This window comes from Rhizobium nepotum 39/7 (assembly GCF_000949865.1).
Lineage (GTDB): Bacteria > Pseudomonadota > Alphaproteobacteria > Rhizobiales > Rhizobiaceae > Agrobacterium > Agrobacterium nepotum.
In genome coordinates this window covers 18,240-41,318 of sequence record NZ_JWJH01000010.1, presented here as the reverse complement: position 1 = coordinate 41,318, position 23,079 = coordinate 18,240, and the positions used below count along the sequence as shown (strand labels likewise).

At 58.0% G+C, this 23,079-nt stretch carries 20 protein-coding genes; 9 read left to right on the top strand and 11 right to left on the bottom strand.

Going from position 1 to position 23,079, the window contains the following annotated elements; genetic code table 11:
* Positions 1-13 precede the first annotated feature (13 nt).
* From RS75_RS12060 to RS75_RS12025, 8 genes are all read right to left on the bottom strand, one after another.
* Positions 14-853: an ABC transporter ATP-binding protein gene (locus RS75_RS12060; protein WP_045020875.1), complete on the bottom strand. Its 840-nt coding sequence runs from the start codon at positions 851-853 to the stop codon at positions 14-16.
* Positions 854-903: 50 nt separating this feature from the next.
* Complete coding sequence (locus tag RS75_RS12055) at positions 904-1,890, bottom strand: FecCD family ABC transporter permease (RefSeq protein ID WP_234704262.1); 987 nt, start codon at positions 1,888-1,890, stop codon at positions 904-906.
* Between the two features lie 95 nt (positions 1,891-1,985).
* Positions 1,986-3,005, bottom strand: coding sequence for a FecCD family ABC transporter permease (locus RS75_RS12050; RefSeq protein WP_234704261.1), 1,020 nt, complete (start codon positions 3,003-3,005; stop codon positions 1,986-1,988).
* Complete coding sequence (locus RS75_RS12045; protein ID WP_084686818.1) at positions 3,002-3,883, bottom strand: siderophore-interacting protein; 882 nt, start codon at positions 3,881-3,883, stop codon at positions 3,002-3,004. Before RS75_RS12045 ends, RS75_RS12050 begins: the two co-directional genes overlap by 4 nt.
* A 4-nt stretch (positions 3,884-3,887) precedes the next feature.
* Entirely contained in the window at positions 3,888-4,874 is a 987-nt protein-coding gene (locus RS75_RS12040) for an iron-siderophore ABC transporter substrate-binding protein (RefSeq protein ID WP_045020694.1), read from the bottom strand.
* A 75-nt stretch (positions 4,875-4,949) separates the two neighbouring features.
* Positions 4,950-7,397 (bottom strand): TonB-dependent siderophore receptor, encoded by a 2,448-nt coding sequence (locus RS75_RS12035; RefSeq protein WP_045020868.1) that lies wholly within the window; start codon positions 7,395-7,397, stop codon positions 4,950-4,952.
* A gap of 164 nt (positions 7,398-7,561) precedes the next feature.
* Positions 7,562-8,560 carry a FecR family protein gene (locus RS75_RS12030; RefSeq protein WP_045020691.1) on the bottom strand — a complete coding sequence of 333 codons (999 nt, stop codon included), beginning with the start codon at positions 8,558-8,560 and terminating at the stop codon, positions 7,562-7,564.
* 91 nt (positions 8,561-8,651) lie between these two features.
* Positions 8,652-9,143 (bottom strand): RNA polymerase sigma factor, encoded by a 492-nt coding sequence (locus tag RS75_RS12025; RefSeq protein WP_045020688.1) that lies wholly within the window; start codon positions 9,141-9,143, stop codon positions 8,652-8,654.
* 685 nt (positions 9,144-9,828) lie between these two features.
* Between RS75_RS12025 and ggt the strand changes: the two genes are divergently transcribed.
* Positions 9,829-11,586 carry a gamma-glutamyltransferase gene (ggt, locus tag RS75_RS12020; RefSeq protein ID WP_045020687.1) on the top strand — a complete coding sequence of 586 codons (1,758 nt, stop codon included), beginning with the start codon at positions 9,829-9,831 and terminating at the stop codon, positions 11,584-11,586.
* A 129-nt stretch (positions 11,587-11,715) separates the two neighbouring features.
* Here the strand turns inward: ggt and RS75_RS12015 are convergent, their stop codons facing one another.
* On the bottom strand, positions 11,716-12,615 hold the full coding sequence (locus tag RS75_RS12015) for a LysR family transcriptional regulator (protein ID WP_045020685.1): 900 nt from the start codon (positions 12,613-12,615) through the stop codon (positions 11,716-11,718).
* A gap of 119 nt (positions 12,616-12,734) precedes the next feature.
* Between RS75_RS12015 and RS75_RS12010 the strand changes: the two genes are divergently transcribed.
* From RS75_RS12010 to RS75_RS11980, 7 genes are all read left to right on the top strand, one after another.
* Positions 12,735-13,667, top strand: a complete 933-nt coding sequence (locus RS75_RS12010; RefSeq protein WP_045020684.1) for a ring-cleaving dioxygenase — start codon at positions 12,735-12,737, stop codon at positions 13,665-13,667.
* 95 nt (positions 13,668-13,762) lie between these two features.
* Positions 13,763-14,452, top strand: a complete 690-nt coding sequence (locus tag RS75_RS12005; protein WP_045020682.1) for a hydrolase — start codon at positions 13,763-13,765, stop codon at positions 14,450-14,452.
* Positions 14,453-14,523: 71 nt separating this feature from the next.
* Entirely contained in the window at positions 14,524-14,814 is a 291-nt protein-coding gene (locus tag RS75_RS12000) for a XapX domain-containing protein (protein WP_045020679.1), read from the top strand.
* Positions 14,814-16,796 carry an amidohydrolase gene (locus RS75_RS11995; RefSeq protein ID WP_045020677.1) on the top strand — a complete coding sequence of 661 codons (1,983 nt, stop codon included), beginning with the start codon at positions 14,814-14,816 and terminating at the stop codon, positions 16,794-16,796. The genes RS75_RS12000 and RS75_RS11995 overlap by 1 nt, the downstream gene beginning before the upstream one ends.
* Before the next feature lie 176 nt (positions 16,797-16,972).
* Positions 16,973-17,416 (top strand): DoxX family protein, encoded by a 444-nt coding sequence (locus RS75_RS11990; protein ID WP_045020675.1) that lies wholly within the window; start codon positions 16,973-16,975, stop codon positions 17,414-17,416.
* Entirely contained in the window at positions 17,413-19,011 is a 1,599-nt protein-coding gene (locus RS75_RS11985; RefSeq protein WP_045020673.1) for an MFS transporter, read from the top strand. The genes RS75_RS11990 and RS75_RS11985 overlap by 4 nt, the downstream gene beginning before the upstream one ends.
* A gap of 207 nt (positions 19,012-19,218) precedes the next feature.
* Entirely contained in the window at positions 19,219-20,055 is an 837-nt protein-coding gene (locus RS75_RS11980; RefSeq protein ID WP_084686838.1) for an alpha/beta fold hydrolase, read from the top strand.
* A 130-nt stretch (positions 20,056-20,185) separates the two neighbouring features.
* On the opposite strand, the gene RS75_RS11975 is transcribed toward RS75_RS11980, so the two are convergent.
* Positions 20,186-21,088, bottom strand: a complete 903-nt coding sequence (locus RS75_RS11975; protein WP_234704260.1) for a helix-turn-helix domain-containing protein — start codon at positions 21,086-21,088, stop codon at positions 20,186-20,188.
* A 291-nt stretch (positions 21,089-21,379) separates the two neighbouring features.
* On the opposite strand from RS75_RS11975, the gene RS75_RS11970 reads away from it, so the two are divergent.
* Entirely contained in the window at positions 21,380-22,213 is an 834-nt protein-coding gene (locus RS75_RS11970; protein WP_045020669.1) for an AraC family transcriptional regulator, read from the top strand.
* Between the two features lie 213 nt (positions 22,214-22,426).
* Here RS75_RS11970 and RS75_RS11965 read toward each other — a convergent pair whose 3' ends face one another.
* Entirely contained in the window at positions 22,427-23,026 is a 600-nt protein-coding gene (locus RS75_RS11965) for an NADPH-dependent F420 reductase (protein WP_045020667.1), read from the bottom strand.
* Positions 23,027-23,079 lie beyond the last annotated feature (53 nt).

Sequence of the window (23,079 nt, the reverse complement as noted above, 5' to 3'; positions counted from 1 at the left end):
TTGGTCAGACGCTTTAATCCGATGCCTGTCTCTCCGCCCATCTGGAATTACCTCCATGTTGTCTCCTCCCCTTCGGCACGACCATGGGCGTGCCGCAGACCGGATCGGGAATGACGATGCAAGGTAAATCAAAGACGTCCTGCACCAGCTGCGCCGTGACAATGGTGTTCGGTGGACCTTCGGCGATAACCGCCCCATCCTTCATGACGATCAGCCGGGTCGCATAACGACAGGCATGGTTGATATCATGCAGTACGGCAACGACGGTGCGACCTTGTGCATTGAGATCGGCCACCAGATCGAGAAGCTCGATCTGGTGACCAATGTCGAGGAAGGTTGTTGGTTCGTCAAGCAACAGGATCGGTGTTTCCTGTGCCAACGCCATCGCGATCCAGACGCGCTGGCGTTGGCCGCCCGACAGTTCATCCACGTTGCGGCCGGAGAGGTTCGTGACATGGGTGGCCTGCATGGCCGCGACCACCGCGTCTTCGTCTGCCTTCGACCATTGCCTCAGGAACGACTGGTACGGGTAACGGCCTCGCGCCACAAGGTCCGCGACCGTAATGCCCTCAGGGGCGACGGCACTTTGCGATAAAAGCCCTATCTGCCGTGCCACACCTTTAGCTGAAAGATCACCAATATTACGGCCGTCAAGGATGACCTTTCCCGCAGCTGGGGTGAGCAATCGCGACAGGGCTCGCAGAAGTGTGGACTTCCCGCAGGCATTCGGGCCGACGATGACAGTAAAGGAGCCATCGGCAATTGACACAGACAGGCCTTGCGACACCGTTCGCTCATCGTAACGCAGTGTGACGCTGTCGGCATGCAGGCGGTTCGGAATGGTCTGGGACATGAGCTGCCGGTTCCCTTTCTCCTGGCTGGTTGGATGGGTAGCGTCGGCGATCATTTGCGTCCCTCCCTGACGAGCAGCCATATAAAGTAAAACCCACCGATGCTCACCGTCATGACGCCGACAGGAAGCTGGACACCCAGCGCATGCTGAGCTGCCCAGTCGGCAGCGATCAGCAATACCCCGCCAGTAAGGCCCGCAGGCACCAGTGCAACGCCGCCTGAACGGGTCAGTCGCCGTGCGATCTGGGGTGCGGCCAATGCAATGAAAGAGATTGGTCCGGCAGCAGCCGTGACGGTAGCCGTCAGCGCCACACCCAGTACCATTAGTGCAAGCCGCATGGCATTGGCCTTGATGCCCGACGCGCGTGCCGTATCATCACCCAATTCCAGCTGCCGCATCGGCCGTGACAGGAAAATGGCCATTGGAACGAGACAACATAGCACGATTGTCACGGGAACCAGCTGATCGAAACCGAGCCCGTTCAGGGAACCGGCTCCCCAGATGGAAGCCGACATCGCCACCTGCAAATCAGCCTGGCGTATCATCCAGCTATTGAAGGCACCGAGCATGGCAGCGACGCCAATGCCGATGATGATCAACCGGAACCCCTGCACGCCCCGACGCCATGCCAGCAGATAGACGGTCGCAGCCGACATGATGCCACCGGTAAGGGCACCGGCAGCCGTCTCGTAGTAACCGCCCGACATCATCAGGATCACCACCAGCGCACCCGTATAGGATCCGGCCGAGAAGCCGATGACATCTGGAGAACCGAGGGGATTGCGCGTCAGGGACTGGAAGATCGCCCCGCTCATGCCAAGCGCGCTGCCCAGAAGCAAAGCAAGCGCGACCCGTGGCAGCCGCCATTCGAAGACGATCATCCGCGCCATGTCATCGGCTCCACCTGACGATCCAGCATCTGCCACTCCGGCAAGAGCTCCGATCACCTCCATGACGGCCATGGGGTATTTACCGCTGTTCAGCGACAGGATCGCCATGAGGACTGCAAGCCCGCACAGAATGGCAATGATAATCATGCCTCTGGCGTCCAGGCGCCATGACAGGCGATCCCGAAAGGCTCTCAGCACCACAGTGCAACGACCGAAGTCGATGCTGGTTTGCCGTGAAACGATCATAAACTCTTGGCCTTTCTTCCACGGGCCAGAAGGATCAGCACAGGTGCGCCAAGAAAAGCCGTGACGATACCCGCCTCAAGTTCATTGGGGTAAAGGATCAGGCGACCCGTAATATCGGCAATCAGCAACAGGACCGGTGCAACGATCATGGTGAGAAGTACAATCCATCTCTGGTCAGTTCCGGTGAACCAGCGCACCATATGCGGTACCATCAGGCCCACAAAACCGATTGGGCCGACCGCGGCCGTAGCCGCACCGGCGAGCAGCGTGACGGCGATCACCACAAGAATGCGGGCACGCAGGATGCTGGCGCCCAGCGACCGCGCCAGATCATCTCCAAGTACCATGACATTGAGAGCATGCGATGCGGCCAGCGAGACGGCCAGTCCAACGAGGATGAACGGTGCGACCGTTTCCACCACGTACATGTCGCGACCCGCCACCGAACCGATCGACCACATGCGAATGGTGTCAAAGGCCTGCGGGTTCAGCAGCGTGATCGAGGAACCGATACCGCCCAGCACGGCCGACACGGCAACGCCCGACAGCACCAGCCGGACCGGTGTCGCGCCGTCGCGACCCGCTGCACCCAAAGCATAGACGAGGAGCGCCACAACCACCGCGCCGACAAAGGCGGCATAGACATATGAACCGATCGACTGCCATCCGAATAGACCCACGGTGATCGTCACGAAGAAGGCCGCACCTGCATTGACGCCAAGAATGCCCGGATCCGCCAAGGGATTGCGTGTTGTCGCCTGGATCAATGCCCCGGATACGCCAAAGGCTGCTCCAGACATAATACAGAGCAGAGTGCGGGGTAGGCGATAATCACGGATGATGATGTGGTCGGTAAGGCCTGCATCATAGGCACGCAGGGCATCCCATGCCATCGATGGTGATATTGAGCGCGCGCCGATCAGCAGGCTGAGGACACAAGTCGCAAAAAGCACAAGCAGGCTTGCCACGAGAACGGCAATGGAAAGACCTGAATATCGCTGCTGGATCGCGATCACACCCGTGCCTGCCCCTCGATCCAGTAACCGATGGCGTCGATACGGTTTTTGTCGAAACCAAGTGTGTCGCGGAAATGTTTGCGGCAAGCAGAAACAGCCTTCGCTTCGCCAGCGATGTAGATGTAGCCCGGTCCATCAGGCAACGCATGAATCGCGCCAGCGATGCGCGGTAGTTCGGTATAACCTTCCCGGTCAGGTCGCTGCCCGTGACACACGTGCCAGGACATCGACACATCCGCACGAGTTTCGATCTCCTGCCGATCCTCCTCGCAGGTTATTTCGACATGTACGACAGTCTTGAACCCGGGTGGAAGTTCCTCCAGCACGCGTCCCACGGCTGGAAGCCCGGTGATATCGGTCAACATGAAAAGCCACACACTGCGCTTTGGGATCCAGAAGCGACCTTCCGGATTGCAGACGCCGACCACATCGCCGACCCGCGCATGCATTGCCCATTCTGCCGCGACACCACCCTCATGCGCGACCAGGTCGATCGTCATCTCGCAGGTGTCGGAATCCCAGCGTCGGACCGTGTATGGACGATTGGGGCAATGCTGCGATCCATCCGGTCTACCCCACTTGCCGTTCTCCATAAGCACCGGCAGGGTTACGGGCGTCTCGCCGTCAGGCTTCAGCGCAAGCCTCACCCACTCGTCCGGATGCCCACTTGCCACAAGCCGCTCGCCACCATCTACCTTCAGAATTATCCGCACCATAGACGGTGTCAGTTGCTCCACGGACATGGTAGTCGCCAGAAAATAGTCCTCGATATAGGGATCGTGGTCATGATCATCATCCGCGTCGCGTTCATGCCCGCGATAGGCATCGGCCTGGCCGTCAGCGGTGCCCGAGACAGTCGGGTTCTGATTATTGTGCATCACGCTACTCCTGCGAGCGTCTTGCCGCCTCGGCGAGACGCGGTACGAATCTTGGAAAACCATACGGAATGGAAAGCACGCTAAGTGCGGATGTCGACCACACATCGACGGGGAGTTCGAGCGCAACATAGGATCCGCGTTTTACCGCTCCAAGCGCGCCGAACAACGGTTGCGCCTCGGCTGCATTGCGCGCTCCCTCGCCGTACCACATGATCAGGACGTCGGCATCGATTGAAGAAATTTCTTCGAGACTTAACGAGACGGAAGTTTCGCCGGGATGCTTTTTTTCAAGTTCAGCCACACCAGCGGATGAAACAAGTCCCATTTCCGTCAACGCCTTCACGCGCGGGTCAGAAGGGAGATAGATGACGACATTGTTGCCACCTGCAAAATACGTCCCGAAAGTGAAGCTTTTTCCGGCCATAACAGGGTAAGTGTTTCCGAGACTAGAAAACGCCGCTGTTGTCTCAAAAATCAGTGCCCTTGCTTGACCCAACTTTCCAACTGCGTCACCGACCAATTCAAGTTGCTCTTTCCAGTCAGCCTTCCATGGCCCCGATCGATATGCCACGGTCGGAGCTATCGCTGAAAGCCGTTGAAAGCTTAGTTGATCCATACCGGAATAGACGCCCAGAATGAGATCCGGGCGCAGCGCGGCGATTTCCTCGTAGTCCAGTTCACCGGACAAAAGGATGGGTGCAGATTTTCCGATTCGCGCCTCTGCCCAGGGAAACATCCCGCTTTCAAAAAAGCGGTAGCGGGTCATCGCCACAGGCTGGATACCAAGCGCAAGCAGCGCGTCTTCGCCGCTCCAGCCGAGTGTAACGACACGGACAGGTTCTTTCTCGACAATGGTCTCGCCAAACACATGTGAAACAGTGCGGGGAAAACTGTTTTCGCTCCAAGCCGGCGCCCAGCTCACGAGAACACTGATCGTCACAATGAGAATTCGTACTGCGCCACGAATATGTAGTGAAGTTGCAGAGCGCATGGACTTTGTTGCCGATCAAGTTCAGGGTTTTGCAGATGAACGTGTGGCTCCGCCATAATATGGCGGAGCCAGCCATTAAAACTTATAGCTTAGATTTGCAGCGATCGTTCTCGCCTGACCATAGAAGCAGGCGTTGAGGTAGCTGCATCCAGAAACATACGACTTGTCGAAAATGTTTGAGGCGGTCACATTCAGACTGAGCCCTTTGAGGTCCTCGTTTTTTACGCCAAAGTCATACGAGATCGCAGCGTCAAAAACTGTATAAGCCGGGTATTTGAACGAATTCGCGGCGTTGCCGTAACCGCTGCCCGAATACCTTACGCCGCCCCCTATACCCAGTCCCTCCAACGGACCGTCGGAGACGTTATATTTTACCCAAAGTGACGCGGCCACAGGCGGCATGAAGCGCACCTTGTTACCTTGGGTGCCATCGTTGGCCTTGGAGTAAACCGAGTCGGTGTAAGAGGCTGCCGCGATGACATCCAGACTGTCGAAAAATGTGGCCTTGGCTTCAAACTCCAAACCCTGAACGTGGATCTCACCCGTTTGAGACTCGACATTGGTGAACATGTCGTAGGTGGGCACATTCTGTTGCTTCAGGTCATAGGCAGAGAGAGTGAACATCGCATCGTAGCCAACCGGCTGATATTTGACGCCTGCCTCGTACTGTTGACCCGTTGTCGGCTTGAAGGGATTGGAATTACCGTCGAAACCGGAATAGGGCATGAAAGATGTCGCGTAGCCCACATACGGAGCAATACCGTTGTCGAAAAGATAGGTGAGGCCTGCCCGGCCCGTAAAGTCGTGGTCCGTCTTCTTTGATCGATGGGAACCAAGAATATCGTTATCGTCCTGCCACGCTGTGTCGTAACGCCCGCCTAACGTGAGAACCCAGTTGTCCCACTTTATCTGATCTTGCGCGTAAACGCCGAGCTGGCTGATCCTGTTATCCCACCGCGCTCCGAGTGTCGGCCTTCTGTAGTTGCCATAGATCGGATCAACGATGTCAATCGGCGTATTGCCGAATCCGTAATAGCCGGAATAATCATTCTTGAACCATTTGTAGTCCACGCCGACAATGGCGTTGTGCTCAATGGGTCCTGTTTCGAAGCTCGCCTGAAGGTTGGTGTCGGTGGCAAAAACAGAGTTTTTGCTGGCGTAATCATACGCATTTCGGTTGAGCTTCGTATAATCGGTTACGCCGCCGGTTGTGACGTAACCGTTGCTGAAGAACGTCCTGTAAGAATCGTCAACGTAAATATACCTTGCGTTATGATGGACGGAAAACACATCATTGAACTCATGGTCGAATTGGTAACCGACAACGGCCTGGGTGCGTTCATAGCGGTTATAGTCCGGCTCACCTGTGAAAAGGTCCCGATCAATCTTGCCAAGTGGGCTGGAAACAACAGTTCCCTCGTAAGGAAGCGGACGGTAGTCCGGGCGACCTTTGTCTTTTTGGAAATGTGTGATGATCGACAGTTCGGTACCGCCCTGCGGCTTCCAGGTGAATGACGGCGCGATCATCAGGCGCTTTTCATTTGTATAGTCTATATTTGTGTCCGTGCGGGTGGCGACGCCCGTCAATCGGTAGAAGTACTGATCACTGTCGGCGACAGGGCCGGAAACATCAAATGCACTATATGCTCTACCGTCGGTGCCCGTTCCTACTACGACTTCTCCAAGAGGTGCGCTTGTTGGCCGCTTGCTGACCATATTGACAATGCCACCCGGATAGTTCTGGCCATAGAGCACTGAAGAAGGCCCCCTCATTACCTCTACACGTTCAAGAAGATAGGGATCTATCTGTGGAGAGCCGCCACTATCACCCGTATAGGGAAGATAGGTTCCATCAAGATAGAGCGGTGCTGGCGCAAAGCCGCGGATTGACATGTTGTCGAATGAACGAATTGAGCTGTCCGAGCCACCGACGCCAACACCTGCGCTGTACTTGACTGCGTCCTTTACAGATTCAGTGCCGCGTTCGCGTATTTCGGTCGCAGAGATGACACTGATGGACTGCGGAACTTCGATGAGAGGGGTATCTGTTTTAGTACCTGTCGCAGACCGGGCGGCAACAATGCCGTCAACCGGACCGAAGGCACTCTCGCCCGCGACGGTGATTGTCTGCAGGACTGTAGAGCCATTTACCGAAACCGCCGCTCCGCTTGTGCCCAACGCTGCTGGATCAAACACCTGAACCGTCGTTGCATTGCTGAAACGATAGCTAAGACCTGTCCCCGACAGCAGCATCGTAAGCGCCTGCTCAGCAGTCAGCGAACCTTGCACGGGATTGGCGGACGCGATGATCGGGCGATTTTCACGAAAAACGACAGAAAGCCCGGTGACGCGACCAATCTCGTTGACGGCCTGGGGAACAGATTTCCGTGAAATGTTGAAGCTGAACTGGCGTTGTGTTGTTTGCTGCTGCGCCTGCGCGGCTCCAACCAGGCCTGCGCCTGTCGCAGCCATCAGCGCGGCAGCCACTGTATGGCGGACCCTGTGTTTTCTCTGCCCCGTCATGATCTTATGCCCTTCTCGCTTCGAATATGGGGCACGGCTGAAACGCAAAGCGGGGTTCTCCGTGCTCCCTACTACGTTCACGGATGAAGAGGCCGATCACTGAACCCGGAAATGGAATTTCTCTGAAAAAAATACGCAAGTCATTGATATCGTGTCTAAAAAATTCACGGTCCGATCACCGTCATGCGGCCGAACAGCGTATTCATACGGAAACCGACGCTGGCTTGCAGAGACGAAAGTGCGGCATCTGTGTCCGCCAGTGAAAAGCTTCCCGTCACCCGCTCCTCGCCAAGCGTCGACGTCGCGATCACGATGCGGCCCTTGCGATATCGTTGAATCTCGCGGACGACATCCCCAAGGCGGGCGCGGTAGAAGGTATAGCGTCCCCCTCGCCAGGCGAGCGCATCTTCAAGGTCAACATTTTGTACGGCTCCAACGCCGTTCGAACCGAAGCGAACCTGCTGTCCCGGCGCCAGTATCGTTGGTACCGTATCCTCACCAGTGCGTACCGAAACTCGACCATGCTCAAGCGTAACGACGACGCCCTCCTCGACAATGCGCACGTCAAAGCCTGTTCCCAGGACGCTGACCTCACCATTGGCGGCTTCGACAACAAATGGTGTTTGGGATGGTTTTACATCGAAAAAGGCGCCGCCGCGGAGAAGACTGACGCGTCGTTCGGTCGATGAGTGACTTTCCATCAAAGCGCTATCGGCATCGAGAAGAACCACTGAACCGTCAGCAAGCGTAATATGCTGGCGCTCGGCCCGCGCCGTAACGTAATCCGCAGAGAGATCCTCCAGCAGACCGGGGCGCTCCAGCCAGATGACACCACCCAGCAAGAATGCAAGAAATATGCTCAGAACGGAAAGGCGGCGTAGAGACTTCCTATCGCGTTTGTTCCGGTCAATGATCCGGACGTAACCGGCGAGTTCATCGGCTTCCTCCTGAGCAAGCCTCTGTCCGGGTTTTTCGGCGGCATGCCAAGCAGTCTCGACAACCTGATAAGCGTCAAAGTGCGCAGGGTCCGCACGGAGCCACTCTTCAAACTCCCTCTGCTTTGAAACACTCGGAGCCTGAAGCAAAGCTACAAACCACTGTTTCGCCTCGTCGCGTATCTGGGAACTCGAGCGATGCTGTGAAGAATGGTTTGTCGAGGTCATCTGTATTCTGTTGGTTGGACAGGATTAGGCAGAGTCAGGCTTTCAAGGACGCCTTTACTACGTTTTCCGACAAAGCGGAAATCGATCGTCTCTATACCGTTTCGACGCAAACAGCCACAGCACGCGCCATGTGCTTTGCAACGGCGCGCTGCGAAATACCCATGGCAACCGCTATCTCTGAGAAAGATTTCCCGTGTATACGATTGAGAAGAAAGATATGCCGCGTTCGTTTGGGAAGCGCCGCCAGAGCATTGTCAATGCCTCTGATTTGCTGCCTGGCCGAAACGATTTCATGTGGCGAAATGGGATCTGGCGCATATTGTTCAGGAAGCATGCCTGCAAAGAATTCACGACGGGAACGCTCCGACCGCATATGATCGACTGCTGCGTTTCTTGCACAGCGCGACAGGTAGGCGGCCTCATCACCCCGTCGATCCATTGCCCGCTCCCACAGGCGCAGGAAAATGTCATGGACGAGATCACAAGCGGTCGCCCGGCATCCGACCCGCCGGCAAATCTGGCGTTCCAGTCGGTCATGTTCGGCCACATAGAGTGCAGTTATCTTTTCCGTCTTTACGCTCATCGGAACACGAAGCTTGCTCTAGTTTACTTTTGCTGGTCGTTTGGAAGGCCTGCTTAAGGGACACAATTTGCTTGGGCAAGGCCACTGTCTGGCAGTCTGAAGCGGGCAAAGAAAAAACAAGATAAAAAAACTCATATTTTTCAACCTCCCTGGATTTTCTGGCCGAAATCGGGTTGCATAGGATCAAGTTATTTCAGTTTTTAGTTCGCGAGCGTTGCCGAATAACAACATGACACAAGGAGCTGGGGCGCGAAGGTGTGCTTCCGTCTAACAAAACGTCCTTGTTCAACGGCCTTCTCTCAACGCGATCTCGATGCTCGACGGATTGTATCTGGACAGGTTTGAAAGCCATACATTCAGTGCGATCAGCACAGACGCGTACCTACCCTCTTCGGCTGATGCCTGAGCTCAGCGAGGTGCAGTGATCAGACGAGAAGTCGCCCCCTGGACATGATGGACATGCGGCCAAACAGCCATCATAGTGCTGAAAAGAGCGACGCGCTCAATCAAAGCTCGTGGAACAACCGGCATACTCCCCGAAATACGGGCGAACGCCGCGCGTTTCCGGGAGCAGGGAAGAGTTCGGAAAAAACTGCCCGCGCCTGGGTCGATACGCGACCTGCCTGCTGGCCCAGTTGGATCCTCTGTTTACACCTGACCAGTGCCTCTCTGGAGGATAAGGCTAATGGAAATGAGATTTCTCAGTGAGGCCTTTCTCGCCTTAATACTATCCACCGCGATCGTCTCCGCCCAGCAGGCGTCCGACACGGTGGCGCCCGAGAAAGCGACTGATGTTGCGATTGCCAGACGTGTCGAGTCAAAGAGCTTCATGGTGGCGGCGGCCAATCCGCTGGCGGCCGAGGCGGGGCGTGACGTGATCGCCAGGGGTGGTAACGCCATCGATGCGATGGTGGCGGTGCAGGCCGTGCTCGGCCTCGTTGAACCACAGAGTTCCGGTCTCGGCGGCGGTGCCTTCCTAGTCTATTACCACGCGAAAAGCGGCAGACTTACGACGTTTGACGGCCGCGAGACGGCGCCGATGGAAACCACCCCAAAGCTCTTCCTGGATAACAATGGTCAACCGCTAAAATTCATGGACGCTGTGATCGGCGGCCGCTCCGTTGGCACGCCGGGATCGGTGCGACTTCTGGAGGAAGCCCACAAACGCTATGGAAAGGCGGAATGGGCAAGCCTGCTGAAGCCGGCGGAAACGCTGGCGACCGAGGGCTTCAAGGTGTCGCCGCGCCTTGCCTCCCTGATCGCGTCCGAGGGTGACCGGTTGAAGAAATATACAGAACCTCGGTCCTATTTCTTTGACGCCTCCGGGACCGCCCTGCAGGCTGGTGCTCCGTTGAAGAACCCGGCCTATGCCGAGACGCTTGCGGCAATCGCCAAAGGCGGCGCCGATGCCTTTTACAAGGGGCGAATTGCCGAGGCGATCGTCAAGACTGTGCGCGAGGCGGCCGACAATCCCGGCGTACTGTCGTTGACCGATCTTTCCAGCTATCGCGTCATCGAGCGCGAACCGGTCTGCTTTATCTATCGTGCTCTTGATGTTTGCGGCATGGGACCGCCATCGTCGGGCGGCATCGCCATCGGCCAGATGCTCGGTCTGGTGGAGAATTTTGATCTCAAGGCCCTGGGGCCGAAAAATATCGACAGCTGGCGCATTATCGGCGATGCGCAGCGTCTCGCCTTCGCCGACCGCGAACGTTACGTCGCTGACACCGATTTCGTGCCGCTACCGATCAAGGGTCTGTTGGACAAGTCCTATCTAGGTGAGAGGGCAAAGCTGCTCGACGGCGACAAGGCGCTGGCCAAGGATGCCGTCAAGGCCGGCGAGCCGGAATGGGATCACGCGCTGCTTTTTGGCCGGGACGCCGCGCTCGAGTTGCCCTCCACAAGCCATTTTGTCATTGTCGACAAGGACGGCAACGTGGTCTCGATGACAACGACGATCGAAAGCGGCTTCGGCTCACGCCTGATGACGAACGGCTTCCTGCTCAATAACGAGTTGACGGATTTTTCCTTCAAGACCCATGACGGCGGCCTGCCGGTCGCCAATCGCGTCGAGCCCGGCAAACGGCCGCGCTCCTCCATGGCCCCGACCATCGTGATGAAGGATGGCAAGCCGCTGCTCGCCATCGGTTCGCCGGGCGGCAGCCAGATCATCGGCTATGTGGCGCAGGCGCTGATCGCCTATATCGACTGGGGCATGCCGGTGGAGGCGATCGTCGCCCAGCCGCATCTCATCAACCGGTTCGGCACCTACGACATCGAGGCCGGCACCAGCGCGGAAGACCTGATCGGGCCATTGAAGGCGCTGGGTTACGAGGTGAAACCGGGCGAGATGAATTCCGGTTTGCATGCTATCGAGATGACCGCCAAAGGTTTGGCCGGCAGCGCTGATCCACGACGCGAGGGAGTGGCTGTAGGGGAGTGATGCGCTCCGCCTGCGGAAAGAGGGCGGCCTCAGGACCTCTGGGACTTGAAGGGATGTGAACTGTTGTCCCCGCACTCAAAGATCAGGCATCAGCAGTCCATTCGAAAACCTGTTCAACACAAACTCTGTTCATTCGATTGCCGATATAAATACCGGGATCTGCTGCTCGAAGAACTTCGAGAATGAGGCGATGCGCGGCGGAAGTGCCTGGTACGGAGGGTAGTACAGGGTCAACCACAGGTCCGGCGGCGACCAGTCTTGCAGGACGTGGACGAGCCGTCCGATGCGCAGATGCTCGGCCACATGGAACTTGGGCAGCATGGCGACGCCGACACCGTCAGCAGCCATGCTCGCCAGCAACTCCCCGCTATTGGCACTGAATGCGCGGCCTGCAGAAATCGTGGCACTGCCGTTGCCGTCTGACAGCGTCCAGGTCTCCCGTCTGCTCTCACCGCTATACGCCAGGCAATCGTCGGGAATGAGTTCGTTCGGGTGTTTCATGTCGCAAAACCGGCTGCCGGGTGCGGCGACGAGGATACGACGAACGACGCTAATCTTGCGCCAGATCGTGAATTTGTCCGAGGGGGCTGCGGAAATGCGGATCGCCAGATCATAATCGTCGTCGATGATATTCACGAGCCCGTCCGCAAGCGAAATCTCGAAGCTGATCTTCGGGTAGCGCTCCCTGAATGCGGAGAGGATGGGCGGCAGGACCTGCTGGCCGAACCAGGTTGGCGCGCTGATCCTCAGGCGGCCACGATCCGCCTTGTGGGTATTCATCACATCCTTGCGTGCATTGTCGAGTGCCTGCACCGCTGGCTGGATTTGGGCTGCGAAGATCGCGCCGTCGGTTGTGAGGGACACCTGGCGCGTGGTCCGCACGAAGAGTTGCACGCCAAGATCCTCTTCCAGGGCGGCGATCGCTCGCGTGACAGCTGCCGGGGTCATGTCGAGCTCGCGCGCGACCTGCGCGAAATTCCGCTTCTCGGCGGCCAGCAGAAAGGTTCGAAGCAACTTGTAGTCGTTCATTGATTATTTCATCCCTGACAATTCATTGACAATTATTATTGCAATTCCGACCGACAATCAACGGGCGTAGGTTTCAATCACACCAGACAAACCAACGCAGCCGCGGAAGGGCGAGCATCATGATCAAGGATATCAAGGGACTGCATCACATGACGTCGATGGCGTCGGATGCCCGCCGGAACAATGCGTTCTTCACGGACACGCTTGGCCTGCGTCGCGTCAAAAAGACCGTGAATTTCGACGACCCCAATGTCTACCACCTCTATTATGGCGACGAAGCCGGCACTCCAGGCTCCGTCATGACCTACTTCCCTTTCCCCGACGCGGCGCGCGGTCGTCCCGGCGTCGGAGAAGTCAGCGAAACACAGTTCGCAATTCCCAGGGGTTCGCTCTCCTTCTGGCAGGATCGCCTCTTGGCAAAGAGAGTCGACGGCCTTCTTACCGATACCGCCTTCGGTGCCGAGCGTCTTCTGTTCAGGGGACCGGACGGCGAGGGGTTTGCCCTTGTCGAAGCGGAAGACGACGGCCGTAAGGCCTGGGACGGTGCGGGCATGGACGAAAGCGTCGGTATCCGTGGTTTTGCCGGCGCGAAGTTCAGCCTGCATGACATCGCTGCGACGTCCGAGCTGCTCGGCTTCATGGGCTACCAGCGCGCCGAGACGGATGGAAACGTTGCCCGCTTCGTCGTCCCCGGCGGCAATGGCGCCGATACTATCGACCTCGAGACCGATCCGGAAAGGCCTTACGCAAGGCAAGGTGCGGGCTCGGTGCATCACATCGCTTTCGCCGTCGAGAACCGCGCAAAGCAGCTCGAAGTTCGCAAAGCCCTGATGGATACGGGATACCAGGTGACGCCTGTTATCGACCGCGATTATTTCTGGGCCATCTACTTCCGGACGCCCGGAGGCGTCCTGTTCGAAATCGCCACGAACGAACCCGGATTCGACCACGACGAGGACACGGCACACCTCGGCGAGGCATTGAAACTACCGGCCCGATACGAGCCCTATCGCGACCAGATCGAAGCCTGCCTCACGCCGCTTGGCGCCTGACGTCGCTTTCCAACAATAAGGCGGCATAACTTTCAAGACGGGCCGCCTTCCCTGCTCCATTACTTATCTCCAACCCGATCAAAGGAAGATACGAGATGTCCAACAAACTCCAGGTCCTCACCCCGCAGAACAGCCAGATCATCTTCATCGACCAGCAGCCGCAGATGGCCTTCGGCGTCCAGTCGATCGACCGCCAGGTCCTGAAGAATAATGTCGTCGGCCTCGCCAAGGCGGCCAGGATCTTCGATATCCCCACGACGATCACCACCGTCGAGACGGATAGTTTCTCGGGCAACACTTTCCCGGAACTGCTCGCGGTCGTCCCTGACAATGATATCCTCGAACGCACGTCGATGAACTCCTGGGATGACCAGAATGTCCGCGACGCGCTCGCCAAACATGCCGCAGAAGGCCGCAGGAAAGTCGTCGTCGCTGGCCTGTGGACCGAAGTTTGCAACACGACCTTCGCGCTCTCATGCATGAACGACACCGACTATGAGATCTACATGGTTGCGGATGCCTCCGGCGGCACCTCCGTTGATGCGCACAAATATGCGATGGACCGCATGGTGCAGGCAGGTGTTGTTCCGGTCACCTGGCAGCAGGTCCTTTTGGAATGGCAGCGCGACTGGGCCCGCAAGGAAACCTATGACGCGGTCACGTCGCTGGTGAAGGAGCATTCCGGCGCCTACGGCATGGGTGTCGACTATGCCGTCACCCATGTCCACGGCGGTGCCGAGCGCGTCAGCCATGGCAAACGGATCGGCCCGAACCCCGCGAAGTAAAAACCACCATCACTCCGGCAGACCGCCGTCTGCCGGAGTGAATTGCTTCCCCAAAGCGAAGGTTGTCCGCGATGAAAATCTATCTCCTGTCCCTCGGTGCCGGTCTGCTGGTGGGTGTGATCTACAGCCTGCTCAATGTCCGTTCGCCCGCCCCGCCTGTCGTCGCCCTTATCGGTCTGCTCGGAATCCTCGTCGGTGAGCAGCTGGTGCCCCTGGCAAAAAGCATATGGGACCGCGAGCCTGCCACAGTCTCCTGGCTTCACCAGATAAAACCGCACATGTTCGGACACCTCCCGAAGGGCGGAGCGAACGTGGTGGCGGTGAAACCACCTCGTGAAAACCGGACATCGGAGGAAAGCTGATGACCACGCGCCGAACATTCCTTGGCGCGGCATCGAGCCTTGCCTTTTCCAATCTGTTTTCAGCGGCCAACGCCGCCGATCCAGTCGAGACCGGAGCCGCTTCCATGTATGCAGACATCGTTTTCCACAACGGAATGATCACGACGCTCGATCGCGCAAATCCGAACGCTACCGCAGTCGCGGTCAAGGACGGCCTCTTTCTGGAGGTGGGAACCGATAGCGAAGTGATGGCGCTTGCGGGGCCGGAGACCAGGATCATCGACCTGCGAGGAAAGCGCATGCTGCCTGGCCTGATAGACAATCACACCCACGTCGTGCGCGGTGGCCTCAACTTCAACATGGAGCTTCGGTGGGATGGCATCCGGTCGCTGGCCGATGCGATGGACATGCTGAAGCGACAGGTAGCGATCACACCGGCTCCACAATGGGTCCGCGTAGTCGGTGGTTTCACGGAGCACCAGTTTGCGGAGAAGCGCCTGCCGACGATCGAAGAGATCAACGCGATCGCGCCAGATACCCCGGTCTTTCTCCTCCACCTCTACGACCGCGCGCTGCTAAACGGCGCCGCCCTTCGCGCCGTCGGCTATACCAGAGACACGCCGAACCCTCCGGGTGGCGAGATTACCCGAGATGCCAACGGCAATCCGACAGGTCTTCTGCTTGCCAAGCCGAATGCGGGCATTCTCTATTCGACCCTTTCCAGGGGGCCGAAGCTTCCGTTCGAATACCAGGTAAACTCTACCCGCCACTTCATGCGCGAACTCAACCGGCTGGGCGTCACCGGCGTGATCGACGCCGGCGGCGGTTTCCAGAACTATCCGGACGATTATGCGGTTATCCAGAAGCTTTCGGACGAGGATCAACTCACGGTCCGTCTCGCCTACAATCTGTTCACGCAGAAGCCGAAGGAAGAGAAACAGGACTTCCTTAAATGGACACAGTCGGTCAAATACAAGCAGGGTAACGATTATTTCCGGCACAATGGCGCCGGCGAGATGCTCGTCTTCTCGGCAGCTGACTTTGAGGACTTCCGCCAACCACGGCCCGAAATGGTGCCGGAGATGGAAGGCGAACTCGAGGAGGTGGTTCGCGTGCTCGCCGAAAACCGCTGGCCCTGGCGAATGCATGCCACGTATGACGAGACCATCTCCCGTTCGCTCGACGTCTTCGAAAAGGTGAACAAGGACATTCCTCTCGAAGGTCTCAACTGGTTCTTCGATCATGCGGAGACGATCTCCGATCGTTCGATCGACCGGATCGCCGCTCTTGGTGGCGGCATCGCCACTCAGCACCGTATGGCTTACCAGGGCGAATATTTTGTCGAACGCTATGGTCATGGTGTCGCTGAGGCCACGCCTCCGATAAAACGCATGCTTGAAAAGGGCGTCAACGTATCCGCAGGCACCGATGCGACACGCGTTGCATCGTACAATCCATGGGTTTCGCTCTCCTGGATGGTGACCGGAAAGACGGTCGGCGGCATGCAGCTCTATCCGCGCGCGAACTGCCTCGACCGCGAGACCGCGCTGCGCATGTGGACGGAGAAGGTCACCTGGTTCTCCAACGAAGAAGGCAAGAAGGGCCGGATCGAAAAAGGCCAGTTCGCCGATCTCGTGGTGCCGGACAAGGACTATTTCTCCTGCGCCGAAGATGAAATCTCGTTCCTGTCCTCACAGTTGACCATGGTCGGTGGAAAGATCGTGTATGGCGGGGGCGACTTCGCAGCACTCGACGAGAACGATGTGCCGCCCGCCATGCCGGACTGGTCTCCCGTTCGCACGTTTGGCGGCTATGCGGCATGGGGTGAACCGCAGGGAGCGGGCATGAAATCCTTGCGCCGCGCTGCGATCTCGAGCTGCGGCTGCGCGAGTTCCTGCAACGTCCACGGACATGACCACGCCGGCGCGTGGACATCCAGGCTGCCGATAGCCGATCTCAAGGGCTTCTTCGGTGCGCTCGGTTGCGCATGCTGGGCCGTGTAACCCGGTCCGCGCGTGCGGACGGAGCCGCATCCGGGCGAAGGCGCGGCTCTGATAATTGCAATTAAAGCAATTAAATCGAAACGATTAATGCAATTGTTGGCGATAGTTCCCGCTGTCAATATCGCTCCATCGGAACAATCTAGCTGGGTTGGACCAGCCAACCTGCAGGAGCAGTCATGACATTTCAATCGCAGCCTACACCGCAACGGACAACCGGCATCAAGAGGTTCGTGGTCCATCCGGTGACCCGGACAATCGCGCTCCTTGCACTGTGCTCGGCCTATATCCAGGGGCCGCTGACGAAGATCCTGGATTTCAACGGAGCACTGGCCGAAATGGAACACTTCGGTCTTCGTCCCACCGTGTTCTTTGCCGTGGTTGTCATCATCTTTGAACTGACTGCCTCGGCAATGGTGGTAACCGGCTTTCTCCGGTGGGCCGGCGCATTGGCACTCGCCAGCTTCACTATTCTAGCCACCTTCATCGCGCTCCGCTTCTGGGAAATGGCGCCCGGCATGGAGCGGACAATGGCAGCCAACGCATTCTTTGAGCACCTCGGCCTCGCAGGGGCATTCGTCATGGTCGCTGCAATCGACCTGACCAAGGGAGCACGCACATGAGTGCCGCAAAATCATCGGGCGGCAGCTTCGCGCCTCTTGCCCAACCGGTCTTCGCGGTTCTCTGGGCTGCCACTGTCCTCGGCAATACCGGCAGCTTCATGCGCGATGTTGCCAGCTCCTGGCTTATGACCGATTTATCCGCCTCGCCGGCCGCGGTCGCACTGGTCCAGGCGGCGGGCACTCTGCCGATTTTTCTCCTGGCTATACCTGCGGGCGTACTGACTGATATTCTTGATCGTCGCAAGTTTCTGATCGGTGTACAGGTCCTGCTCGCATCGGTCAGCGTAAGCCTGATGATCCTCGCAAACACCGGCATGCTTTCCGTCAGCGCCCTCATCGCCCTGACCTTCCTCGGCGGCGTCGGCGCAGCGTTGATGGGGCCGACCTGGCAGGCGATCGTGCCGGAACTGGTGAAGAGAGAGGACGTCAAGAGCGCCGTCGCGCTCAACTCGCTCGGTATCAACATCGCCCGATCGATCGGTCCAGCTGCCGGCGGCCTTCTACTTGCGGCCTTCGGAGCGGGTGTCACCTATGGAGCGGATGTAGCAAGCTATCTCGTCGTTATCGCGGCACTCATCTGGTGGCCGCGGGCGAAAAACGCCAACGATGCGTTGGCCGAGGGCTTTTTCGGTGCCTTTCGTGCGGGCCTGCGCTATACCCGCGCCAGCACGCCTTTGCATGTGGTGCTTTTGCGCGCGGCAATATTCTTCGCCTTCGCGAGCGCCATCTGGGCACTCCTGCCGCTCGTCGCCCGACAACTGCTTGGTGGTGACGCGGGATTCTACGGCATCCTGCTTGGCGCCGTGGGCGCGGGCGCGATCGGCGGCGCGTTGCTCATGCCCAAACTACGTGAACGTTTCAATGCCGATGGCATGCTTCTGGGCGCCGCTGTTATCACAGCACTCGTCATGGGGGCCCTGTCATTCGCACCGCCGAAGTGGGTCGCCATCATCGTCCTACTTTTCCTCGGAGGCGCCTGGATCACCGCCCTGACCACGCTGAACGGCGCAGCGCAGGCCGTGCTTCCCAATTGGGTCCGTGGCCGCGGGCTCGCCGTCTACCTCACCGTGTTCAATGGCGCGATGACGGCGGGCAGCCTTGGCTGGGGCGCCATCGGTGAAGCTGCCGGTGTGTCGGGAGCGTTGCTGATCGGCGCGGTAGGGCTGCTCGTCGCCGGCTTCATCATGCATCGCTTGAAATTGCCGGCCGGCGATGCCGATATGGTTCCGTCCAATCACTGGCCGGAACCATTGGTTGCCGAGCCGGTAGCCCATGACCGTGGACCCGTCCTGATCCTTATCGAATACCACGTCGAAAAACATCATCGCAGAGCTTTCCTGCATGCGCTTGATGAAATGTCCCAGGAGCGCCGGCGGGACGGCGCCTATGGGTGGGGGGTGACGGAAGACTCCGCTGATCCGCAAAAGGTCGTTGAATGGTTCATGGTCGAATCCTGGGCCGAGCATCTTCGCCAGCACAAGCGGGTTTCAAATGCCGACGCCGACCTGCAAGGTCAGGTCCTCGCCTATCACTCAGGAACCGAAAAGCCTGTCGTCCGACATTTCCTGACGATCAACCGTCCGGGAGCCGCCTAGCAAACGCAGGAGAGCGACTTCCGCGCCACCCTTACAATTATCGCACTCTGATCACGGCAGCCCACAATGACTGAGAATTATTCTTCCATGACCCGCCGCAGCGCGTTGCTTGCCGGAGCTGCTGCCACCGCGGCCATTGTACTTCCCATATCGTTTGGCCTTGCGGCCAACCCTGCTTCCACCACCACAATCGAAGGAGATAATACAATGGGTTACATCACCACCAAGGACGGCGTCGAGATCTTCTACAAGGACTGGGGTCCGAAGGACGCCCAGCCCATAATGTTCCATCACGGTTGGCCGCTCTCGTCCGATGACTGGGATGCGCAGATGCTCTTCTTCCTCTCCAAGGGCTATCGCGTCGTCGCTCATGATCGTCGTGGTCACGGCCGTTCGGCCCAGATTTCCGAAGGCCATGATATGGATCACTACGCTGCCGACGCCTTTGCCGTCGTTGAAGCGCTCGATTTGAAGAATGCAGTTCATATCGGCCATTCGACCGGTGGCGGTGAAGTCGCCCGTTATGTCGCGAAACATGGCCAGCCTTCCGGCCGCGTTGCCAAGGCTGTTCTGGTTTCCGCCGTTCCGCCGCTCATGCTCAAGACCGAGGCGAATCCGGGCGGCCTTCCAATGGAGGTCTTCGATGGCATTCGCAAGGGTGTTGCTGAAAACCGCGCGCAGCTTTTCATCGATTTTCCCACCGGTCCGTTCTACGGATTCAACCGCCCCGACGCCAAGGTCTATCCGGGCATCATCCAGAATTGGTGGCGCCAGGGCATGATGGGCAGCGCCAAGGCGCATTACGACGGCATCAAGGCCTTTTCGGAAACCGACCAGACCGAAGACCTGAAGTCGATCAGCGTTCCGACGCTGGTGCTGCACGGCGACGACGATCAGGTGGTGCCGATCGATAACGCCGGGCGACTGTCGGCCAAGCTGGTGCAGAATGGCACTTTAAAAGTCTACGAGGGCTACCCGCACGGAATGCTGACAACTCATGCCGATGTCCTCAACGCCGATCTCCTGGCATTCATCCAGGCCTGACTTGACGGCCCGGGTGGGGCAGAACTGCCGCACCCGAATCCGCCCGAACCACAAAAAGTGGTTACCACAACAGTTTTGGGCCTGTTCATCTGAAGCAGGCCCCAAAGCCCGACAACATTGCTCGGTTCTTTTAGTGCCGGTTCCGCGCGCGCCACTCCGCGGGAGGCGCTCCCAAAGCCCTTGTGAAGCTTGCGACGAATTCATTTTCATCCCGAAACCCACACGCGCCGGCGATCCAGGCAATGGTTTCACCGGTGCTGCTCAATTGCGATTTGGCTCTGCTTATTCGATATGCCGCAATCCATTCAGAAACCGGTTGTCCGGTTGTCTTCAAGAAACCGGAACAGAGGTCCTCGACTGAAAACCCGCAGGCTTCCGCGATCTTTCCAACCGTTGTCTGTCCCGATATGTTTGCCGCTATATATGCCTTGACGCGCTTTTCCTGCAACGGTGACAGCCGGCCGGTGCCTGAAAGGTATTGCGCGGGCGACCGTCCATAACGATGCGAAAGATGAGCACTCAACGCCAGTCCCACATGAGGAAGCAGTGTATCCCTGACCTCCTCCGGCATTTCGAACATCGGCATCAGCGCACCGCCGATATTTCGGACCACCTGATCGTCTATCCCACGACAGGTGGCAAGGTCATAAACGCGTGGTTCGCCTGCCTCCTCAGCGAGCTCGACAAAAAGCGTACTCGGGATGTGAAAAGCGAGCGCCTCAAAGCGCCCTTTAATCGAAATTCCCGCCCCGTTCGTCAGACTTATGAGGCACATGGATCCTTTGGCATAGGTCTTCGCCGGCATCCTGGTTCCGTCAAGCAGGACGTCGCAGTGATCGACATCGACGAGGTAGAGCATGACCAGAAAGGCGTCATCTGCCGGCAGGAAGACAGAATGCTCTCCGTCACAGGGTTGGTCGAGATGGACGACAGCGAGCCTGGATTCGCAAAGGGGCCGGATTACCAGCGCCCTTGCGGCGTCAATCCCAAAACAGGCCGCAATTCTCTCACTGACCGCCACTGCTTCACTCACATGTGTCTCGATTATCATCCTGACTGGGAACTATGTTGTCGTACCACCCGGATGACACGCTCCAAGGTTCCTACACGGCTTTCAAACGTCTATCTTGAACAAAAGGATCCTTGCCAGCCGATTTAACAAATTGCCGGAAATTGCGACCAGGATAATAAAGTGCCAACCCCGCAGAGCCCCTGTTCAAGCCTGTAAAAGTGAAAGAAGTGCGACGTGGTTCTTATTCATCCCCTCCAAAATCGAACTTCTGCTGCCCACTCGACCGACGGGTTCGGTTGCTCGCTGAAACAATTGTCGATCAACCAGAGCCTGACCGGATCGGACATCGACATCTTTCGCAAGGGCACCGTCAATAATAAGCTTGATCAGGTGGTGACCCCGGCAAGCGATCGGGGTTTCGTCGTCGGGGTTTCAGCGCTTGGCGGCCACACACGACGCATCTTCCACGAGCACCACGCGACGACCCACGACTTCACCGACAACTCGATCTATATTCGCGACCTCTCCCAAGCCTACAAGGCCGATCTTGGCGGCCCTTTCGATTTCGTGTTGTTTGAAATTTCTTCTGCCTCCCTCAGCAGAATAGCCGATGATGCCGAGATGTCTGGTGTGACATCGCTGTCAGCCGACACCGCGTCGAAAGACATAGTGCTTGCAAATCTAGCCCGGGCACTCATCCCCGCGCTCGAGAAACCGGAGGAAGCCAACGCGCTTTTCGTCGACCAGATGACGACCGCTATCGGAACTTATCTTGTCCAGCGCTACGGCGGACGGGCAGCGAGGACATCCGACAGGATGCGGAGGCTTTCGCGGGCGCATGAGGATCTGGCGAAAGATTTGCTCCTCGAGAACCTCGACGGCAACGTGTCGATTTCGGAAGTTGCACAAATGTGCAACTTATCGCGTGGCTACTTCATTCGCGCTTTTCGTGAGACAACCGGCATGACCCCATATCAATGGGTCCTTCGCAAGCGGGTAGACCGTGCCCGTGACCTGTTACGGGCTTCCAATACAACGCTCGCCGAAGTTGCGATCGCCTGCGGCTTCTCCGACCAAAGCCATTTCACGCGCGTCTTTGCAGATATTGTCGGCACGACACCCGGCAGTTGGCGGCGCAACTCATAATCCAGACGAGCCCTGCAAGGCCATTCTGATCTGGACCTTTGAGCGTCCTATCAATTTAAATCGCCGGCCATTCTCACTGAAAATTCCGGTTTTTCACCTTCAATGCATCGGATGCAGGTCCCGAATGAACGTTTCGTGTACCTGCCTCCTGATCCAGTCTGACACAGACTGGTCGACGATGCGGGCTCGCGTCAAACTTGCGGCCCCCATCGATCAGTCGAACTTGACCAGGTCCTTGAAGATCAGCTGGCCCCAGCTTTTCCCACGCGCCTGCACAAGCAGTCCGCCTTCGGAAAGCCCTCCAAGTTCAACAGGAGAAAAGCCGAGGTTCTCCACAAGCCTACCGATCTCGGCTGTTGCGCCTTCGTCGTCGCTCGCCAGAAACACGACCCTCCTGCCACCCTGTACGGCCGGATCCTGGGCAATGGAGGCCGCGCCAAGATGGTTGAAGCCCTTGACGAGCCTTCCGCCAGCGAATGCCTGCGCCATGAACTTTGAAGAAGGCTGACCTCCCAGGTCCTCAGGAGGCACACCGTAGGCATTGGTCACATCGACGATGGTCTTCCCATCCCACGCAGGAAGCGCCTTCGCGACCTCCGGATGCGCCTCGAAACGGACTGCCAGGAAGACGACGTCCGCCTTGAGGGCTTCAGCGAGTGTCCTGGGAATGATCGTGGGTCCGATCGCGGCCGCATCGGCTGCAAAGCTTTCCGGGTCGCGCGTGGTCGCGACGGATACCTCAATGCCCTTACGGGCGAATGCCTTGGCCAGTGCCTGGCCGATATTGCCGAACCCGATAATTGCGTAGCTCATAGATATTCTCCTTGGGTTTACCACGCCCTGCGGCGCTCCGAACGATCGGACGG

Bases quoted from the DNA above. Each gene is read 5' to 3' on its own strand.
- RS75_RS12000 (WP_045020679.1), top strand. From the start codon at position 14,524: ATGAAAATCTATCTCCTGTCCCTCGGTGCCGGTCTGCTGGTGGGTGTG.
- RS75_RS12055 (WP_234704262.1), bottom strand. From the start codon at position 1,890: ATGATTATCATTGCCATTCTGTGCGGGCTTGCAGTCCTCATGGCGATC.
- RS75_RS12030 (WP_045020691.1), bottom strand. From the start codon at position 8,560: ATGACCTCGACAAACCATTCTTCACAGCATCGCTCGAGTTCCCAGATA.
- RS75_RS11995 (WP_045020677.1), top strand. From the start codon at position 14,814: ATGACCACGCGCCGAACATTCCTTGGCGCGGCATCGAGCCTTGCCTTT.
- ggt (WP_045020687.1), top strand. From the start codon at position 9,829: ATGGAAATGAGATTTCTCAGTGAGGCCTTTCTCGCCTTAATACTATCC.
- RS75_RS12005 (WP_045020682.1), top strand. From the start codon at position 13,763: ATGTCCAACAAACTCCAGGTCCTCACCCCGCAGAACAGCCAGATCATC.
- RS75_RS12045 (WP_084686818.1), bottom strand. From the start codon at position 3,883: ATGCACAATAATCAGAACCCGACTGTCTCGGGCACCGCTGACGGCCAG.
- RS75_RS12035 (WP_045020868.1), bottom strand. From the start codon at position 7,397: ATGACGGGGCAGAGAAAACACAGGGTCCGCCATACAGTGGCTGCCGCG.
- RS75_RS11965 (WP_045020667.1), bottom strand. From the start codon at position 23,026: ATGAGCTACGCAATTATCGGGTTCGGCAATATCGGCCAGGCACTGGCC.
- RS75_RS12060 (WP_045020875.1), bottom strand. From the start codon at position 853: ATGTCCCAGACCATTCCGAACCGCCTGCATGCCGACAGCGTCACACTG.
- RS75_RS11990 (WP_045020675.1), top strand. From the start codon at position 16,973: ATGACATTTCAATCGCAGCCTACACCGCAACGGACAACCGGCATCAAG.
- RS75_RS12025 (WP_045020688.1), bottom strand. From the start codon at position 9,143: ATGAGCGTAAAGACGGAAAAGATAACTGCACTCTATGTGGCCGAACAT.
- RS75_RS12040 (WP_045020694.1), bottom strand. From the start codon at position 4,874: ATGCGCTCTGCAACTTCACTACATATTCGTGGCGCAGTACGAATTCTC.
- RS75_RS12010 (WP_045020684.1), top strand. From the start codon at position 12,735: ATGATCAAGGATATCAAGGGACTGCATCACATGACGTCGATGGCGTCG.
- RS75_RS12015 (WP_045020685.1), bottom strand. From the start codon at position 12,615: ATGAACGACTACAAGTTGCTTCGAACCTTTCTGCTGGCCGCCGAGAAG.
- RS75_RS11985 (WP_045020673.1), top strand. From the start codon at position 17,413: ATGAGTGCCGCAAAATCATCGGGCGGCAGCTTCGCGCCTCTTGCCCAA.
- RS75_RS11980 (WP_084686838.1), top strand. From the start codon at position 19,219: ATGGGTTACATCACCACCAAGGACGGCGTCGAGATCTTCTACAAGGAC.